The 16614-nt window shown below is 61.7% G+C and carries 19 protein-coding genes; 5 read left to right on the forward strand and 14 right to left on the reverse strand.

Annotated features, from left to right (window positions below; translation table 11 throughout):
* Positions 1-3 precede the first annotated feature (3 nt).
* The 7 genes from mdh to sdhC all read right to left on the reverse strand — a co-directional run bounded on the left by mdh (position 4) and on the right by sdhC (position 6776).
* Complete coding sequence (mdh, locus tag EX00_RS29980) at positions 4-966, reverse strand: malate dehydrogenase (RefSeq protein ID WP_047466077.1); 963 nt, start codon at positions 964-966, stop codon at positions 4-6.
* Between the two features lie 179 nt (positions 967-1145).
* Complete coding sequence (gene zapE / locus EX00_RS29985) at positions 1146-2306, reverse strand: cell division protein ZapE (RefSeq protein ID WP_047466080.1); 1161 nt, start codon at positions 2304-2306, stop codon at positions 1146-1148.
* Between the two features lie 62 nt (positions 2307-2368).
* Positions 2369-2902: a protease inhibitor Inh/omp19 family protein gene (locus EX00_RS29990; protein WP_047466395.1), complete on the reverse strand. Its 534-nt coding sequence runs from the start codon at positions 2900-2902 to the stop codon at positions 2369-2371.
* Between the two features lie 363 nt (positions 2903-3265).
* Positions 3266-4045, reverse strand: coding sequence for a succinate dehydrogenase iron-sulfur subunit (locus EX00_RS29995; RefSeq protein WP_047466082.1), 780 nt, complete (start codon positions 4043-4045; stop codon positions 3266-3268).
* Between the two features lie 17 nt (positions 4046-4062).
* Positions 4063-5919 (reverse strand): succinate dehydrogenase flavoprotein subunit, encoded by a 1857-nt coding sequence (gene sdhA, locus EX00_RS30000; RefSeq protein ID WP_047466088.1) that lies wholly within the window; start codon positions 5917-5919, stop codon positions 4063-4065.
* Positions 5920-5926: 7 nt separating this feature from the next.
* Entirely contained in the window at positions 5927-6307 is a 381-nt protein-coding gene (gene sdhD / locus EX00_RS30005; RefSeq protein WP_047466090.1) for a succinate dehydrogenase, hydrophobic membrane anchor protein, read from the reverse strand.
* Positions 6308-6377: 70 nt separating this feature from the next.
* Positions 6378-6776: a succinate dehydrogenase, cytochrome b556 subunit gene (gene sdhC / locus EX00_RS30010; protein ID WP_047466091.1), complete on the reverse strand. Its 399-nt coding sequence runs from the start codon at positions 6774-6776 to the stop codon at positions 6378-6380.
* Positions 6777-7090: 314 nt separating this feature from the next.
* Here sdhC and EX00_RS30015 point away from each other — a divergent pair, with 314 nt between their 5' ends.
* Positions 7091-7495 carry a hypothetical protein gene (locus EX00_RS30015; RefSeq protein WP_047466093.1) on the forward strand — a complete coding sequence of 135 codons (405 nt, stop codon included), beginning with the start codon at positions 7091-7093 and terminating at the stop codon, positions 7493-7495.
* A 6-nt stretch (positions 7496-7501) separates the two neighbouring features.
* Here the strand turns inward: EX00_RS30015 and EX00_RS30020 are convergent, their stop codons facing one another.
* The 7 genes from EX00_RS30020 to tsaD all read right to left on the reverse strand — a co-directional run bounded on the left by EX00_RS30020 (position 7502) and on the right by tsaD (position 11837).
* A complete protein-coding gene (locus EX00_RS30020) occupies positions 7502-8152 on the reverse strand; it encodes a class I SAM-dependent methyltransferase (protein ID WP_047466096.1) in 651 nt (216 codons plus the stop codon).
* Between the two features lie 21 nt (positions 8153-8173).
* Positions 8174-8605, reverse strand: a complete 432-nt coding sequence (locus EX00_RS30025; protein ID WP_047466098.1) for an EVE domain-containing protein — start codon at positions 8603-8605, stop codon at positions 8174-8176.
* Between the two features lie 3 nt (positions 8606-8608).
* Positions 8609-8902 carry a YciI-like protein gene (locus EX00_RS30030; RefSeq protein WP_047466101.1) on the reverse strand — a complete coding sequence of 98 codons (294 nt, stop codon included), beginning with the start codon at positions 8900-8902 and terminating at the stop codon, positions 8609-8611.
* Between the two features lie 67 nt (positions 8903-8969).
* Positions 8970-9404, reverse strand: a complete 435-nt coding sequence (locus tag EX00_RS30035) for a PIN domain-containing protein (RefSeq protein WP_047466103.1) — start codon at positions 9402-9404, stop codon at positions 8970-8972.
* A complete protein-coding gene (locus EX00_RS30040; protein ID WP_047466106.1) occupies positions 9401-9700 on the reverse strand; it encodes a hypothetical protein in 300 nt (99 codons plus the stop codon). Before EX00_RS30040 ends, EX00_RS30035 begins: the two co-directional genes overlap by 4 nt.
* Positions 9701-9753: 53 nt before the next feature.
* Positions 9754-10743, reverse strand: coding sequence for an NAD(P)H-dependent glycerol-3-phosphate dehydrogenase (locus tag EX00_RS30045; protein WP_047466109.1), 990 nt, complete (start codon positions 10741-10743; stop codon positions 9754-9756).
* Entirely contained in the window at positions 10740-11837 is a 1098-nt protein-coding gene (tsaD, locus tag EX00_RS30050) for a tRNA (adenosine(37)-N6)-threonylcarbamoyltransferase complex transferase subunit TsaD (protein WP_047466112.1), read from the reverse strand. Before tsaD ends, EX00_RS30045 begins: the two co-directional genes overlap by 4 nt.
* Before the next feature lie 84 nt (positions 11838-11921).
* Between tsaD and hemC the strand changes: the two genes are divergently transcribed.
* The 4 genes from hemC (at position 11922) to EX00_RS30070 (ending at position 16563) form a co-directional block, all read left to right on the forward strand.
* Positions 11922-12851 (forward strand): hydroxymethylbilane synthase, encoded by a 930-nt coding sequence (hemC, locus tag EX00_RS30055; RefSeq protein WP_047466115.1) that lies wholly within the window; start codon positions 11922-11924, stop codon positions 12849-12851.
* A gap of 6 nt (positions 12852-12857) precedes the next feature.
* Positions 12858-13583: a uroporphyrinogen-III synthase gene (locus EX00_RS30060; protein ID WP_047466116.1), complete on the forward strand. Its 726-nt coding sequence runs from the start codon at positions 12858-12860 to the stop codon at positions 13581-13583.
* A gap of 79 nt (positions 13584-13662) precedes the next feature.
* Positions 13663-14949, forward strand: coding sequence for a COG4223 family protein (locus EX00_RS30065; protein ID WP_047466119.1), 1287 nt, complete (start codon positions 13663-13665; stop codon positions 14947-14949).
* Positions 14950-14964: 15 nt separating this feature from the next.
* Positions 14965-16563 (forward strand): heme biosynthesis protein HemY, encoded by a 1599-nt coding sequence (locus EX00_RS30070; protein WP_047466122.1) that lies wholly within the window; start codon positions 14965-14967, stop codon positions 16561-16563.
* Positions 16564-16614: the final 51 nt, after the last annotated feature.

Here is a 16614-nt window from a genome sequence, read left to right on the forward strand (position 1 = left end):
AAATTACTTCAGCGACGGCGCGATGGCGATGCAGGCTTCGCAAAGGCCGGCGACGGATGCGACCGACTTGTCGAAGGCTTCCTTCTCGGCCTTGTTCAGGTCGATCTCGATGATGCGCTCGATGCCGCCGGCGCCGATGACCGTGGGAACGCCGACATACATGTCCTTGACGCCATACTGGCCATCGAGATGGGCAGCGCAGGGCAGGACGCGCTTCTTGTCCTTGAGGTAGGATTCAGCCATTGCGATGGCGGAAGCAGCCGGAGCGTAGTAGGCCGAGCCGGTCTTCAGCAGGCCGACGATTTCGGCGCCGCCGTCACGGGTGCGCTGAATGATCTCTTCCAGGCGCTCGGCGGTGAGCCAGCCCATGGTGACCAGGTCCGTCAGCGGAATGCCGGCAACCGTGGAGTAGCGGGCGAGCGGTACCATCGAGTCGCCATGGCCACCGAGAACGAAAGCGGTGACGTCTTCGACGGAAACGTTGAATTCCTTGGCAAGGAAGAGGCGGAAGCGCGAGCTATCGAGCACGCCGGCCATGCCGACGACCTTGTTGGCCGGGAGACCCGAGAACTTCTGCAGCGCCCAGACCATGGCGTCGAGCGGGTTGGTGATGCAGATCACGAAAGCGTTCGGGGCATACTTCTTGATGCCGGCGCCGACCTGCTCCATGACCTTGAGGTTGATGCCGAGAAGATCGTCGCGGCTCATGCCCGGCTTGCGGGCGACGCCGGCGGTAACGATGCAGACGTCAGCACCTTCGATCGCGGAATAATCACTGGCGCCAGTCAGGTTGGCGTCGAAGCCTTCAACCGGCGAAGACTGGGCAATATCGAGACCCTTGCCCTGGGGAATGCCGTCCGCGATGTCGAACAGGACGATGTCGCCCAGTTCCTTCAGGCCGGCGAGATGCGCCAGCGTGCCACCAATCATGCCAGAACCAATAAGTGCGATCTTGTTGCGCGCCATTTCGGGGTATCCTTTGCGATCAAAATCCGTGGCGGGACGCCCACAAGGCATCCACCATTGCCGCCAATCGCATAGACCCAACAGCCGAAATTGGCAATTGATTATTTTGAGAGCAGGGATTTCAATCGGTTAGATCGATAATGTCTTACGTAAACGTAAGACATTCTGTCACCAATCTGTTACTCGGCAGCCCGTTTTGCGGGAGTCTGAGCGAGATATTCGGCGCTGCGCATCTCGAAAAGACGCGATGCGGTGCGGTCGAATTCGAACCCTTCCGTGCCGCGCCTTTCGACCAGCAGATCCTCCGGCATCGCCGCCGCCGAAATGTAAAGCCGAATGGCGTGATCGTAAAGCGTGTCGATGAGGATGATGAAGCGCTTGGTCTGGTTGCGTTTTTCCGGTCCAAGCTGCGGCACGCGATCAAGAAAGATCGTGTCGAACCGCTTGGCGATCGCCAGGAAGTCGGCAGCACCCAGCGGCGCGTCGCAGAGATCGGCGAAGGAAAAACGCGCCATGCGATCGGCGGCAAGCGGCACATGGATGGACCGCCCCTTCATCGGGATGTCCACGGGCTGCGCCTTGCGGCCATGCAGCGCCTGCACCCAGGATGCCTCCATCGCCATGTCGGTCCGCTCGTCGATCGGGATCAGATAGACCGGCTGGCTGTTCAGCTTCTCCATCCGGTAGTCGGTCGGCGAATCCAGCGTGACGACCTCGACATGGCGTTTCAGCAGATCGATGAAGGGCAGGAACAGGCCGCGATTGAGGCCGTCGCGATAAAGATTGTCGGGCTCGACATTCGAGGTGGCGACCAGCACGCAGCCGAGCGAGAACAGCTCGGAAAACAGCCGCGACAGGATCATCGCATCGGCAATGTCGGTCACGGTGAATTCGTCGAAGCACAGCAGCTCGGCCTCGCGATAGAGGTCGGCCGCGACCGGCAGCACCGGATCGGCCTGCTTGGTCTCACCATTCTTGAATTTCAGCCGGTGAGCGGCGATGCGATTGTGCACATCGGCCATGAACTCATGGAAATGCGCCCGGCGCTTCTTCTTGGCAGGCGCCATGGCGAAGAACATGTCCATCAGCATGGTCTTGCCGCGCCCGACACTGCCATGGATGTAGAGACCGCGAACGATCTCGACCGGCTTCTTGCGCGCGAACATCCAGCCAAGAGCGCTCGATTTGATTGCCGGACGCTTCTGCTTGAGGTTGGCAAGCACGCGGTCCAGGGATTTCGCCACATCCATCTGCGCCGAATCCACCTGAAGCGATCCAGAGGCCGTCAGCGCCTTCAGCTGCTCGCCGACGCTGATGGAATAATCGGGCATGGGCTGCATGGGGAAATATCCACCTGTGCAAAGGGGAACCGGCCCGAACGGCCGACCCCTTCAAAAGAGCTTTATCGGCTAAGGCTGAGCGGCTGACCGGACGCTGTCGAACCATCGTAGCGCGAATCGGCCGTCTTGTAGACCGACCCGATCTGGGTGCCATCGCGGTTCTTGAGGATGACCTGCTTGCCGGACACTTCCCAGGAGCCCATCGACGTCAGCTCGCCCGCACAACCGCGCGTGCCGCCGCGCGACCCGCCGCCGAGATTGGTGAGCGTCAGGAACATGTCGCAGCTCGCACCGCCGTTGCTGACTTTCCAGCTGCCGACCATTGATTCCTTGGTCACATCCTGCGCGGATGCGGCCATTGCCTGCTGTTGCTGCTGATTGGCCGCGTTCGGCGCATTCGACGGCGCCGCAGGAAACTGCGAACCATCGCTGCCATTCGTCGGCGGTAGCTGGCTGGACTGGACGGAAGGAACAGGCTGGGCCTGCAAGGGTGGCGGCCGCGAATAGGACGTATCGTCGTTGTTGTATGCTGTGCGCTGGCAACCGGCAAGCGACAGACCTATCGCCGCAGCCGTCACTGCATATCTCAATTGCATCATCATACTCCTAATCGTCCACCGCCGACATTGGGAAACTGGCGCTTATCAAATTGGAACTAGCGTATTTCACTTTGGTTAATCAAGTCGATACAGGCATAAATCGCCGGACGCCATAGCTGTGCAAGAATCCGGTGATTTCAAGGCTTAGCGCGCCAAACCTCATCCCGATAGAAGTCATCGGCGAATTCCTGCATCCTTTTATCGCGCTTCCATGATGGCGGAGCCGCCTTGAAATGCCGCAACGAGGCACAAGCGAGACCGTTAAAAAACCGCGAGCCGCAACCGTTTTCGGCAGCGGCTCCCGTCATCATGCGCTCTAATCCTCATCGTCCAATGCGATGAACGAACGATCGCCGGCGGTCAGACCCGCCGCTCGACCATCATCTTCTTGATCTCAGCAATCGCCTTGGCCGGGTTCAGGCCCTTCGGGCAGGTCTGGGCGCAGTTCATGATCGTGTGGCAGCGATAGAGGCGGAAAGGGTCCTCGAGATTGTCGAGGCGCTCGCCCGTTGCCTCGTCGCGGCTGTCGATCAGCCAGCGGTAGGCCTGCAGGAGAACAGCCGGACCGAGATAGCGGTCGCCGTTCCACCAGTAGCTCGGACAGGAGGTCGAGCAGCAGGCGCAGAGGATGCATTCATAGAGGCCGTCGAGCTTCAGGCGATCCTCATGGCTCTGCTTCCATTCCTTGGCCGGCGGCGGTGACACGGTCTTGAGCCAGGGCTCGATCGAGCGATGCTGGGCATAGAAATTCGTCAGATCCGGCACCAGGTCCTTGACCACGGGCAGATGCGGCAGCGGATAGATCTTCACCGTGCCCTTGATCTCGTCCAGACCCTTGGTGCAGGCAAGCGTGTTGGTGCCGTCGATGTTCATCGCGCAGGAACCGCAGATACCCTCGCGACAGGAACGGCGCAGCGTCAGCGTCGGGTCGATGTTGTTCTTGATGTAGAGCAGTCCGTCGAGCACCATCGGGCCGCAATCGTCGACATCGATGTAATAGGTGTCGATCGACGGGTTCAGACCGTCATCCGGGCTCCAGCGATAGACGCGGAATTCGCGGGTGTTCTTGGCGCCCGCCGGCTTCGGCCAGACCTTGCCTTCACGCATCTGAGAGTTCTTGGGGAGAGTGAGTTCAACCATGGTCAGTTCCTCTCAGATCAATAGACGCGTGCCTTGGGCTCGATCTTGTGCGGATCAATGCCTTCGGCGATCAGTTCGGTATGGACGGGACGATAGTCGAGCTTGACGTCGCCGGCGTCGTTGACCCAGGCAAGCGTATGCTTGCGCCAGTTCTCGTCGTCGCGGCCGGCGAACTTGCCCTCGGTATAGTCCTCGCGGGCATGCGAGCCGCGGCTTTCCTTGCGGGCTTCGGCGCCGTAGATCGTCGCGATGGCGTTGGTCATCAGATTGTGCAGTTCCAGCGTCTCGACGAGATCGGAATTCCAGATCAGCGAACGGTCGGTGACCTTAACATCGGACAGTTCCTTCCAGATCTCCGAAATGCGGCGGCAGCCGGATTCCAGCGATTCCTGCGTGCGGAAAACGGCGGCGTCTTCCTGCATGGCGCGCTGCATTTTCTCGCGCAATACCGCCGTCGGCGTGCTGCCGCTGGCATGACGCAGGCGGTCGAACCGATCCATGATCTTGTCGCAGGCAGCAACATTGACCGGCGGCACCGGGCTGACGCGGTCGATGACTTCGCCGGCACGAATGGCAGCGGCACGGCCAAAGACCACAAGGTCGATCAACGAATTGGAGCCGAGACGGTTGGCGCCGTGCACCGAGGCGCAGCCGGCTTCGCCGACAGCCATCAGACCCGGCAACACGCGCTCGGGATTGTTGCTGTCGGCATTCAGCACTTCGCCCCAATAGTTCGTCGGAATGCCGCCCATGTTGTAATGGACGGTCGGCAGAACCGGGATCGGCTCGCGGGTCACGTCGACGCCGGCGAAAATGCGCGCGCTCTCGGAAATGCCCGGCAGGCGCTCATGCAGCACGGCCGGATCGAGATGGTCGAGATGCAGGAAAATGTGGTCCTTATTCTTGCCGACCCCGCGACCCTCGCGGATTTCGAGCGTCATGCAGCGAGAAACCACGTCACGCGAGGCAAGGTCCTTCGCCGAAGGAGCATAACGCTCCATGAAGCGCTCGCCTTCGGAGTTGACGAGATAGCCGCCTTCGCCGCGCGCGCCTTCGGTGATCAGACATCCCGAACCGTAAATGCCTGTGGGATGGAACTGCACGAATTCCATGTCCTCCAGCGGCAGTCCAGCGCGGGCCACCATGCCGCCGCCGTCGCCGGTGCAGGTATGGGCCGAAGTCGCGGAGAAATAGGCGCGGCCGTAACCACCGGTCGCCAGCACCACCATCTTGGCGGCGAAGCGATGGATCGTGCCATCATCGAGACACCAGGCAACGACGCCGGTGCAGCGGCTGCCATCGTCGGACATGATGAGGTCGAGCGCGAAATACTCGATGAAGAATTCGGCATTATTGCGCAGCGACTGGCCGTAGAGCGTGTGCAGGATGGCGTGGCCGGTACGGTCGGCGGCGGCGCAGGTGCGCTGCACCGGTGGTCCCTCGCCGAAATTCTGCATGTGGCCGCCGAACGGGCGCTGATAAATCTTGCCTTCCTCGTTGCGCGAGAAGGGCACGCCGTAATGCTCAAGCTCGTAGACCGCCTTCGGCGCCTCCATGACCATGTATTGCATCGCGTCGACGTCGCCGAGCCAGTCGGAACCCTTGACGGTGTCGTAGAGATGCCACTGCCAGCTGTCTGGCGTCATGTTCTGCAGCGAGGCGGCAATGCCGCCCTGGGCTGCGACGGTATGTGAACGGGTCGGGAAGACCTTGGTGATGCAGGCGGTGCGGAAGCCCTGCTCGGCCATGCCGAGCGTGGCGCGCAGGCCAGCGCCGCCGGCGCCGACGACGATCACGTCATAGGAGTGATCGACATACTTGTAGGCTTTGCCATTCTGAGCAGGCCCATTCTGAGCAGATGAGTTCGGTGCCATGATGCAATTATCCTACGAACGCGATCTTCAGAATGGCGAAGAGACAGAGCCCCGCCATGATGATCGTGAAGAATGTGTTGAGCATGAGAAGGATGATCTTGGTGATCTCGGTGTGGACATAGTCCTCGATGACGACCTGCATGCCGAGCCTCATGTGGATGAGGCCGGAGATCAGCATAAGGCCCATGATGACGGCGACGAAGGGGTTCGACAGCGCGTGCACGACCTCCGCATAGGGAGCGCCGGCATAGACCAGCAGGAAAATGACGAAGAAAATGAAGAGCGGGACGTTGGCGACGGCAGTCAGGCGCTGACGCCAGAAATGATCGGTGCCTTCCTTGGCGGAGCCGAGACCGCGAACTTTGCCCAAAGGGGTGCGCATATCCATAAGAAATATCCTTTAAAGCGTGATCCCGAACCGAAGGACCGCAAGGCGGCTTCGGACAGGATCATGCCAGTCAAACCAGCCGGATGGCGATGCCGATAATCCAGACCAGCGCGGTCAGACAGAGCGAACCGATGAGCGTCGCCTTGGCCAGCTTGGTCGAGAATTCCTTACCGAAGCCATAGCCGAGATCCCACATGAAATGGCGAAGACCGCCGAGCATGTGGTGGAGCAACGCCCAGGTATAGCCGAACAGCACGAACCGACCGATGATCGTGCCCATGATCCAGTTGACCAGTTCGAAAGAGCCCTGGCCCGTCGCCGCGGCGATCAGCCACCAGGCAACCAACAGCGTGCCGAAATAGAGCGCGCAGCCGGTGATGCGGTGAACGATCGACATGATCATGGTGGGAATAGGCTTGTAGATTTGCAGATGCGGCGACAAGGGCCGGTTTTGTGTGACGTTCGCCATCAGAACCTCGCGGCGTTACGATACGCTTCTATCTCCGGATGTTTCCGGGGCAACGCACACGCGCGGGAAAATCCTGTGTGCGTTGCATCAATTGCGACCATTAATCACGGAAAGGCACGGCGACAAGCACAATTGCTGTCTGCCTCGAATTTAATCGATTCGGATCGTTCGACATCTTTGGCGCGTGCGCCGAAACAATGTCCCCCGATTGGCGCTTCGATATGATTTTTCCACCCGTCGAGTGGACTTAACCCTGCTCTTGCGGCATTCTGTTCTTCATATTTTATTAAGGATTTGGCGGGCGAGGAAAACGCATGCGGCAGCATATTTTCAAGGCAACGACGCTCGTTTTGGCGGCAACTGCCGTTCTTTCGTCGGTATCGGCTTCAGCGGGTGACTATCACTGGAAACATCGGCCGTTCCACCGTTCTGGCCCCCTCCGGTTGCATGAAATCTCCTGGTCGCAGCGCACGCAACAGCCGCAGCCGGACAGAATCGTCCTCATGGACCGGCGATATGCAGCGGATATCGGCACTTATGCCGGAACCGCGGATATCTACCAGGCCAATGACGGGACCTATGTCCTCGGCTACGGCGGCTATGATCCATATCCGGGCAAACCCGCGACACAGCTAAAGCCGCGCGCCAAGGTGATCGACGTCAAGCTTGCCGGCAATGCCTGCTCCCATGAAGCCGGCGTCTGCGTGATTCGTCCCTGACGGTCGTTAGCCGGCGAGAAATCGCCAGACCGTCGTCTTCTTGACTTCGCTGTCCTCCAGCGCCCGCGTCACCGGCACCTGATAGCTGGCCTGGACCTCCAGGCGATCCCTGGGCAGATAAGCCCTGCCGGGATCACCGACAAGAACCAGAAGGCCCTCCTCCGCCAACCGCCTAAACCAGGGGATCAGACGATCGGCGAAATCGCGATCGTAAAAGACATCACCGGCAAGAACAACATCGGCATCGATCGCCTGGCCCACGAGATTGTCGCCGGTGAAATCGAGCAGGACGCCGTTTTCCATGGCGTTCAATCGCACCGCCGTTTCCGCCCAGGGGTCGATATCGGCTGCGAGCACGCGGCTTGCGCCCGCAAGCTTCGCCGCAATCGCCACCAGCCCCGAACCGCTGGCGAAATCGACAACCCGCTTGCCGGCGACCGTGTCGGGATGGTCGAGAATATAACGCGCAAGCCCCTGCCCGCCGGCCCAGGCAAAAGCCCAGAAGGGTGGCGGCAGGCCGATCTCCTCGAGCTCCTCCTCCGTCTTCAGCCAGAGATCATGGGCTTCGCTGGCCAGATGCAGCCGGATTTCCGGCACATGCGGCGGCGCCATGACACTGGTGTTTGCACGGATGAATGTCTCCGGATCGGTCTTCAAGCTGCCCTCGGGTCGGGAGTGTCAAACGGGCGGATTGTCGAGCTCGCCCATGCGGCAGACTTCGAGATATTCTTCGTCCGTCACCGGCTGCACGGAAAGCCGCATCGAGGTGACGAGCGACATCTGCGACAGCTTCGGATTGGCTTTGATATCCTTCAGCGTTACCGGCTTCGGCATATCGCGCACGGCGCGGATATCGACGCAATCCCAGCGCGGATCGTCCTTGGCTGTCGCATCGGGATGCGACAGCGCGCAGACCTCGACGATACCGACAATCTCCAGCCCGTCATTGGAGTGATAGAAGAAACCCTTGTCGCCGATCTGCATCGTCCGCATGTTGTTGCGGGCAAGATAGTTGCGAACGCCAGTCCAGGCCGTGCCCTCGCTCCCGGCATCCTTCTGCGCCTGCCAGGACCAGGAGGACGGCTCGGATTTATACAGCCAATGCGCCATGCCTCATGCCTCCGGATTGTTGAAGACCCAGTTAAACGGCTTGACCTCGACACTCTCGAACAGGCCGGCCTTGGCATAGGGATCGGAATCGGCAATCGCCTTCGCCGCCTCGATCGTGTCAGCATTGACGATGACCAGGCTGCCATTCGGCTTGCCATCCGCATCAAGGAACGGACCCGCCATCTTCAGCGTACCCTCGGCATTGAGCTTGTTCAGATGCTCGACATGAGCGGGACGCGTGTCCATCCGGACATTCAGGTGACCAGGCTTGTCCTTGCAGACAAAGGCAAACAGCATTGTTTTATTCTCCTATGGAAATCAGCAGACTATCGAGGATGATGGATAAAGCCTCGCCCGCTGCGGGTCATCTTGTTTCTGCGCGAAGCGGATTGATGATGTCGAGCCCCCAAAAGTCAGCCTCATTATGCGTGACAATTACGCAATCATTCGCGATCGCGACGGAGGCAATCAACATGTCCATCGGGGCACGTTGCCGGCCCGCCGCCCGTCCTTCCGCCATGAGTTGCGCCCATATCAAGGCGGCATCCTCCCCGAAAGGAAGTACACGTCCGGCAAAATACGCCAGTGGTCCTTGTACGCCAAGAAACCAGGTTTCGAGATCAGCGCGTTTACGCCCCAACGGCATGATCAGAATACCGCGCTGAATTTCAGCGATCGTCGATGCCCCGATGAAAAGATCGTCATCTATTTGAGCTTGAAGCCACCTGACGAGATCGGGTGACGGCTCTGGTTTGATCGTATTGCTGATAATATTTGTATCAAGCAAATAACGGGTCAAAGATCGATCTCGCGCGCTTCGCTACCAACCCGTTCGAGATCAATATCCGCTCCGACGAGAGGCGAGCTACGCAGCCAGGCATAGACACCGCCCTTCCTTGGCGGTTCTCCCGAGACGGTTTTGGTCATGACATCACGGATGTGGGCTGCTTCCGCTCCCCCTTCCGCCAAACGTCGCGCCAGCGAGCGGATGAGAGCACGGTCACCATCAAGCCCCAGCACCTCGAAACGGGCCAAGCCACGCTCTTCGAGGCGGGAACGATAATTCTGAATCGCGCGTTTTTGTGAGCTGCCCATCGCGGTCTCCGGTTATATCCAGTAATATATCCAGTGCTCCGCCTATATTCAAGCTATTCCGTCGTGATCGGCCGTGTCATCAATTGCTCTATGGCGGTCGGGATATCCAGTTTTCCGTCAATGATCGCCGAAACGGCTTCGGTGATCGGCATGTCGACTCCAAGCCCCTGCGCCAGCTTCGCGGCGATCGAGGCAGCATAGGCGCCTTCGACCAGCTCTCCATGCGCGGGATCGACCGTCTGGCCCTGGCCGAGCGCGATACCGAAGCGCAGATTGCGGGACTGATGGCTGGTCGCGGTCAGCACGAGGTCGCCGAGGCCGGAAAGCCCGCGCACGGTCTCCGCCTTGCCGCCCTTGGCAAAGACGAAGCGCGACATCTCGGCAAGGCCGCGACTGATCAATGCGGCGCGCGCCGAATCACCGATCCCGCGTCCTTCGACAATGCCGCAGGCGATCGCGAGCACATTCTTCAGCGCGCCACCGAGCTGCACGCCGACCCGGTCGGAAGAGGCATAGAGACGGAAGGTGGGGCCGGAAATCGCCTGCGCCAGCCGTTCCGCCACTGCCATATCGGCCGCCGCGATCGCCATTGCCGTCGGCAGACCCTTGGCGATATCGGCGGCGAAGCCCGGTCCGGAGAGAACGGCGATGGCATGGTGCGGCAATTCGCGTTCCAGCATGTCGGTCAAAAGATCGCCGGAGACTTTGTCTATGCCCTTGGCGCAGGTGACGACGACGGCGTCAGGCGCGAGATAGGGGCCATAATGACGCGCCGCATCGGCCTGCGCCTGCGATGGCATGGCGAACAGCACGATGCCCGCATCCGAAATCGAGTCCGGCTCGGCGGAGAATTGCAGCGAATCCGGCAGTTCGATGCCGGGCAATGCCGTGTCATTCATCCGGTCGGTATTAAGATCGGCCATCAGCGCGGCCTTGCGCCCGACCAGCGTCACCTGGCTCTTGGCCGTCAAGGCGATGACGGCGGCGAGCGCCGTGCCGAAAGCACCGGCGCCGATGACAGCGATCCGTTCCTTGCCGCTCATGCCTTCGCTCCTCGTTTGCCATGACCCAGAAGCGTTTCCGCCTTCTGATCGAGCGGCCAGCGCGAGCGCGGCTGCACATCGAGACCGTCAGGTGCGGCACCCGTCGCCATGCGCTCCAGCCCGGCCCAGGCGATCATCACCGCATTGTCGGTGCAGAGACTCAGCGGCGGCGCGATGAAGCGGAAGCCGTTGAGATCGCAAAGCTCCTGCAGCGTGCGGCGTAGCTCGAGATTGGCGGCGACGCCACCGGCAACCACCAGCGCCGGCTTTTCCGCCGTTTTCGGAAATTCATTCTTGAAACGCTGCAGGCCGCGCCCGATCCGGTCTTTCAACGTGCGTGAGACCGCCTTCTGGAAGGAGGCGCAGATATCGGCAATGTCCTGCTCGCTCACCGGCGCGATCGTCGTCGCCGCCAGCCGCACGGCCGTCTTGAGGCCGGAGAAGGAAAAGTCCAGCCGTGCCTCACCCACCAGAGGCCGCGGAAGGTCGAACCGGTCCGGATTGCCGTTCTTCGCCGCCGCCTCGACGGCCGGACCGCCGGGATAGGGCAGGCCGAGCAGCTTTGCGGTCTTGTCGAAGGCTTCGCCCAGCGCGTCGTCGATGGTCGTGCCCCAGCGCTCATACTGACCGACGCCACGCACCAGGATCAATTGTGTGTGACCGCCAGAGACCAGCAGCATCAGATAGGGGAAGGCGAGGCTATCCGTCAGCCTTGCCGTCAAGGCGTGACCTTCGAGATGGTTGATGGCATAGAGCGGCTTGCCGGTTGCCCTGGATATCGCCTTGCCAGTCATCAGCCCGACGAGCAGGCCGCCGATCAGGCCGGGGCCGGAGGTGGCAGCGATAGCATCGACATCGGCCAGCGACACATTGGCGCGCTTCAGGGCCTCGTCGATCAGTGTATCCAGCGCCTCGACATGGGCGCGCGCAGCAATCTCGGGCACGACGCCGCCATAGGCGCTATGCTCGTCCAGCTGGCTCAAAACAACGTCTGAGCGTACGATGGCGGTGCCGTCATCCTGGCGCTCGACAATGGCCGCGGCGGTTTCGTCGCAGCTTGTTTCGATGCCGAGAATACGAAGAAAGGACGCCATGGAAGTCGTTCGATGCCTGTTGGTCGATTGCGATAAAGCGGAAATATGGTTACGGGAACTGTCGGTAACAACGGATCAAAGCGGATGCAAACAAAACCTTTCCGGATCGGCACGCGCGGCAGCCCGCTAGCATTGGCGCAGGCGCGCGAGGCCCGCGACCGCCTGATGGCGGCGCACGGCCTGCCGGAAGAAATGTTCGAGATCGTCGCCCTGACCACCAAGGGCGACCGCATCGCCGATCGTGCGCTGGCGGAAATCGGCGGCAAGGGCCTGTTCACGGAAGAGCTGGAAGAGAAACTGACCTCGGGCGAACTCGACTTCGCCGTGCATTCGGCCAAAGACATGGCAACGAAGCTGCCGGACGGACTGGCGCTCACCGCCTACCTGCCGCGCGAGGATATTCGCGATTCCGTCATCGGCCGCACGGCGCCGAAGTTGATCGAGCTGCCGCATGGCGCCACCGTCGGCTCCGCGTCGCTGCGCCGCCAGGCGCTGATCCGCCGCCTGCGCCCCGATATCAACGTCATCACCTTTCGTGGCTCGGTCCAGACCCGGCTGCGCAAGCTGGAAGAAGGCCAGGCGGACGCAACGCTTCTGGCCGTTGCCGGCCTGAAACGGCTCGGCAGGGTAGATGTGATCACCGACATCCTTGATCCCGACGCATTCCCGCCGGCACCGGCACAAGGCGCGATCGGCATTGAAAGCCGCATCGGCGACAACAGGATGAACGACCTGCTCACCGCCATCAATGACGGCCCCACCTTCGACACCGTCTCCTGCGAACGCGGCTTCCTGGCAGCGCTCGACGGCTCCTGCCGCACGCCGATCGCCGGCTATGCCGTCTGCGAAGGGGACCATATCCGCTTCTTTGGCATGATCCTGACGCCCGACGGCCAACAAGTGCATACCACCACCATCGAAGGCCACCGCCGGGACGCCGAGGCGCTCGGCACCAATGCCGGCCAAGCTATCCGCACTGAAGCCGGCAGCACCTTCTTCGAAGACTGGACCTGATCGCCCATGCGCGTCATCGTCACCCGCCCCCAGCATTCGGGTGAACGCACCGTCCAACGGCTGACGGAGATGGGACACGAGACACTGTCGCTGCCGCTGTCGGAGCCAGTACACGATGTCGATGCGGCCCGGCAGGCGCTGTCGGAAACGCAAGACGCTATTGCCGTCACCAGCGCCGAGGCGATCCGCGCCCTCGCCGCGCTCGACCAAAATCTGGCGCCTCACCTCGGCCGGCCTCTCTTTGCGGTCGGCAAGGCGACGGCGAAAGAGGCAGGGAACCTCGGCTTCACCCACGTTCTTGCCTCCGAAGGCGGTGGCATTGAACTCGCGGAGCTGATTGCCCACAACCGGACCAGCATGCAACAGCCCCTGCTCTATCTCGCCGGCTCGCCGCGCGCCGCCGGCTTTGAAACCAGATCGATGGAGTTGAATATCCCCCTGCGGACGGTGGAATGCTACCACATGCTAGATATCACCCCCGACGGCACCACACTTCGCAAGCTTTTTATCGAGACCCGCGCCGACGCCGTGCTGCTCTATTCTCGCCAGACAGCACACCGTTTTTTCAGCCTGTCCTTCCTGCGGCAACATCCGGACGCCCTTGCCTCGACAAGGTTTCTCTGCCTCAGCGAAGCGATTGCGGATGCTGTCCCGGCTTTGTTGCGCGCCCATGTGGAGATTACCGCCATGCCGGATGAAGACAGTCTTCTGGCGCTTCTGACGACGGAGTAGGGCCTCAATTTTGATCTAAGCTCTTTCCATATTCGACTTGTCTGTCTAACCTCGCTGCAGCGCATGAAAAGAGGACCTCATGGTATCGCGAAAAACGCCAAACCATTCGAAGCCCAACGACGAGCCGGTCACGATCGACCTGGAAGCAGAGAAGTCCGTGCAAGCCCCGGCTTCCACGGACATGACGGAACACAATCACAGCGAACCCGGCCACAACGAACCCGGCACTTCGTCCGCCAATGAGGTGGAAGTGACGCCCGAGACCGAGCAGGAGTCGCAGCACTCCGAGGCCGGCGAGCCTGTCACGGAAGAATCGGAAGAGAAGCTCAAAGCGGCGCTTGATCAGGAAGCCGAATCCTATTCTTTCCGTAGCGAACAGCCCGCCGCACCCCAGCGACAGCAAGGATCGACTTCGGGCCTGATCGCCGCCGGCATTGTCGGCGGCTTGATTTCCCTCATCTGCGCCGGCGCCATCCAGTATGCCGGCCTCCTCCCCGGCGGCAGGGCGGCGAAGGATACGTCCGCCGATATCGCCGCGCTCACCGCCGAAATCGACGGGTTGAAGCAGACTGTTTCCAATCTCGCCGCCGCGCCCGCGGCAGCGCCTGATACGACGCTGACCGCCCGCATCGCAGCCCTGGAAACGGCCAGCGTCAACAACACGGCAACCGGCGGATCATCCGGAGCAAGCAGCGGCGATGCCGGTCAGAAGATCGCAGCACTGAGCGCCGAGGTGGGCCAGTTGAAGACGAGCCTCGACCAGGCGACGCAAAATCGGGCCTCGGCCGATGCCGATGTCAGCAAGCGTCTCGATGACGCCGAGAAGAAGCTGAGCGAGCCGAGCCAGGAAAGCGCCGTCGCCCGTGCGATTGCGGCTGCGGCACTGAAGGCGGCGATCGATCGTGGCGGCCCCTTCCAGCCGGAACTCGACACCTTCGCCAATGTCGCTCCGGACGATCCCGCCGTCGCCGATCTCAAGAATTTCGCCCAGACGGGCATTCCGTCCCGCGCCGATCTCATTCGTCAGGTTTCCGGCGTCACGACGGCGATCGTCGCCACGACGCAACAGGACGACCCGAACCAGAGCTGGAGCGACCGGCTGATGACGGGCGCCAAATCCCTGGTGCAGGTGCGCCCGGTCGGCAACGTCTCCGGCGACAGCGTCGATGCCGTCGCCGCGCGCTTTGAGGACAAGGTGAAGAATGGCGACCTGCCCGGCGCCATCACCGAATGGAACAGCCTGCCGGATGCCGCAAAATCGGCTTCCGCCGCCTTCAAACAGTCACTGGATGCCCGCATCCGCGTGGAAGATCTGGTCAGCGACGCATTGTCCAAGGCAATCGCCAACACCGGAAAACAGAACTGAGGACGGAGCGCGAGAATGATCAGACTGCTTATCTTCGCCGTTTTCGTCCTGGCTCTCGCCTATGGTTTTTCCTGGCTGGCGGATCGCCCCGGCGATCTTTCGCTCGTCTGGGGAGGTCAGCTTTACCAGACCAAGCTGATCGTTGCCGCCGGCATCCTGATCGCGCTGGTGGCCGCCGTCATGCTTGTATGGTGGTTTATCCGGCTGATCTGGAACTCTCCGCATTCCGTCACCCGCTATTTCCGCGCCCGCAAGCGTGACCGCGGCTATCAGGCGCTGTCGACGGGGCTGATAGCCGCCGGCGCCGGCAATGCGCTGCTCGCCCGCAAGATGGCGGCGCGCACGCGCGGCCTGATCCGCGCCGACCAGGAACCGCTGATCAACCTGCTCGAGGCACAAGCCGCGCTGATCGAAGGCAAGCATGACGAAGCGCGCCAGAAATTCGAGTTGATGGCCAACGACCCGGAAACCCGGGAACTCGGCCTGCGCGGCCTCTATCTCGAAGCCAAGCGTCTTGGCGCCAATGAGGCGGCGCGGCAATATGCCGAAAAGGCCGCCGATCAGGCCCCCTACCTGCCCTGGGCGGCGCAGGCGACGCTGGAATATCGCAGCCAGGCCGGCAACTGGGACGATGCCATCAAGCTTCTCGACCAGCAGAAGGTCGCCCATGTCGTCGACAAGGAGACCGCCAACCGCCAGCGCGCCGTGCTCCTGACCGCGCGCGCCAACGACAAGCTCGAAAGCGACCCGGTCGGTGCCCGCGACGATGCACTCGCGGCGCTGAAACTGTCCGCCGATTTCGTCCCCGCCGCGCTGACGGCGGCCAAGGCATTGTTCCGCGAAGACAAAGTGCGCAAGGCCGCCTCCGTGCTCGAACAGGTCTGGAAGGCAAAACCGCATCCGGAGATCGGCAAGGCCTATGTCCGCGCCCGCAGCGGCGACAGCGTCACCGACCGCCTGAAGCGCGCCGAGCGGCTGGAAGCGATCCGCCCGAACAATGTCGAGGCGCTGCTCCTCACCGCGAAGGCCGCGCTCGACTCCCGTGATTTCGCCAAGGCCCGCGCCAAGGCCGAGGCGGCGGCCCGCATCGACGCCCGTGAGGGCGCCTTCCTGTTGCTGGCCGATATCGAGGAAGCGGAGACCGGCGATCAGGGCCGCGTCCGCCACTGGATGGCGCAGGCGCTCCGCGCGCCGCGCGATCCAGCCTGGGTGGCCGACGGTTTCGTCTCCGACAAATGGCTGCCGCTGTCGCCCATCACCGGCCGGCTCGACGCCTTCGAATGGAAGGCGCCCTTCGGCCAGATCGAGGGACCGCTGGAAGAAGGCACCACCGTTTCGGTTGACGCCGCGCTAAAGTCGCTACCGCCGATGCGGGAAACTGCGCCCGCAACCGCTACCGCGAAGCCGACCTCACCAATAGTTGCATCGCCCACCAACAGCACCTCTGTTATAGAACTGGAACCGATCGTGGCGAAACCGGCAACGGCAGCCACCGAAATCGAGCCGGCGAACGAGGCGGACCCAAGGCCCTTCTTCGGCGGTGCGCCGGATGATCCGGGTGTGAAAGATCTAAAACTTGAACCGGAACCCAAGACACGGCTCAAGTTGTTCTAGGGCATGATCTGGAGGAGCGCGCTGCGCTTCCGGACAAGGTCGTGCTCAGTT

Origin of the sequence: Martinezella rhizogenes, from assembly GCF_000799715.1 — a bacterium.
Taxonomy (GTDB): Bacteria; Pseudomonadota; Alphaproteobacteria; order Rhizobiales; family Rhizobiaceae; genus Rhizobium; species Rhizobium rhizogenes_C.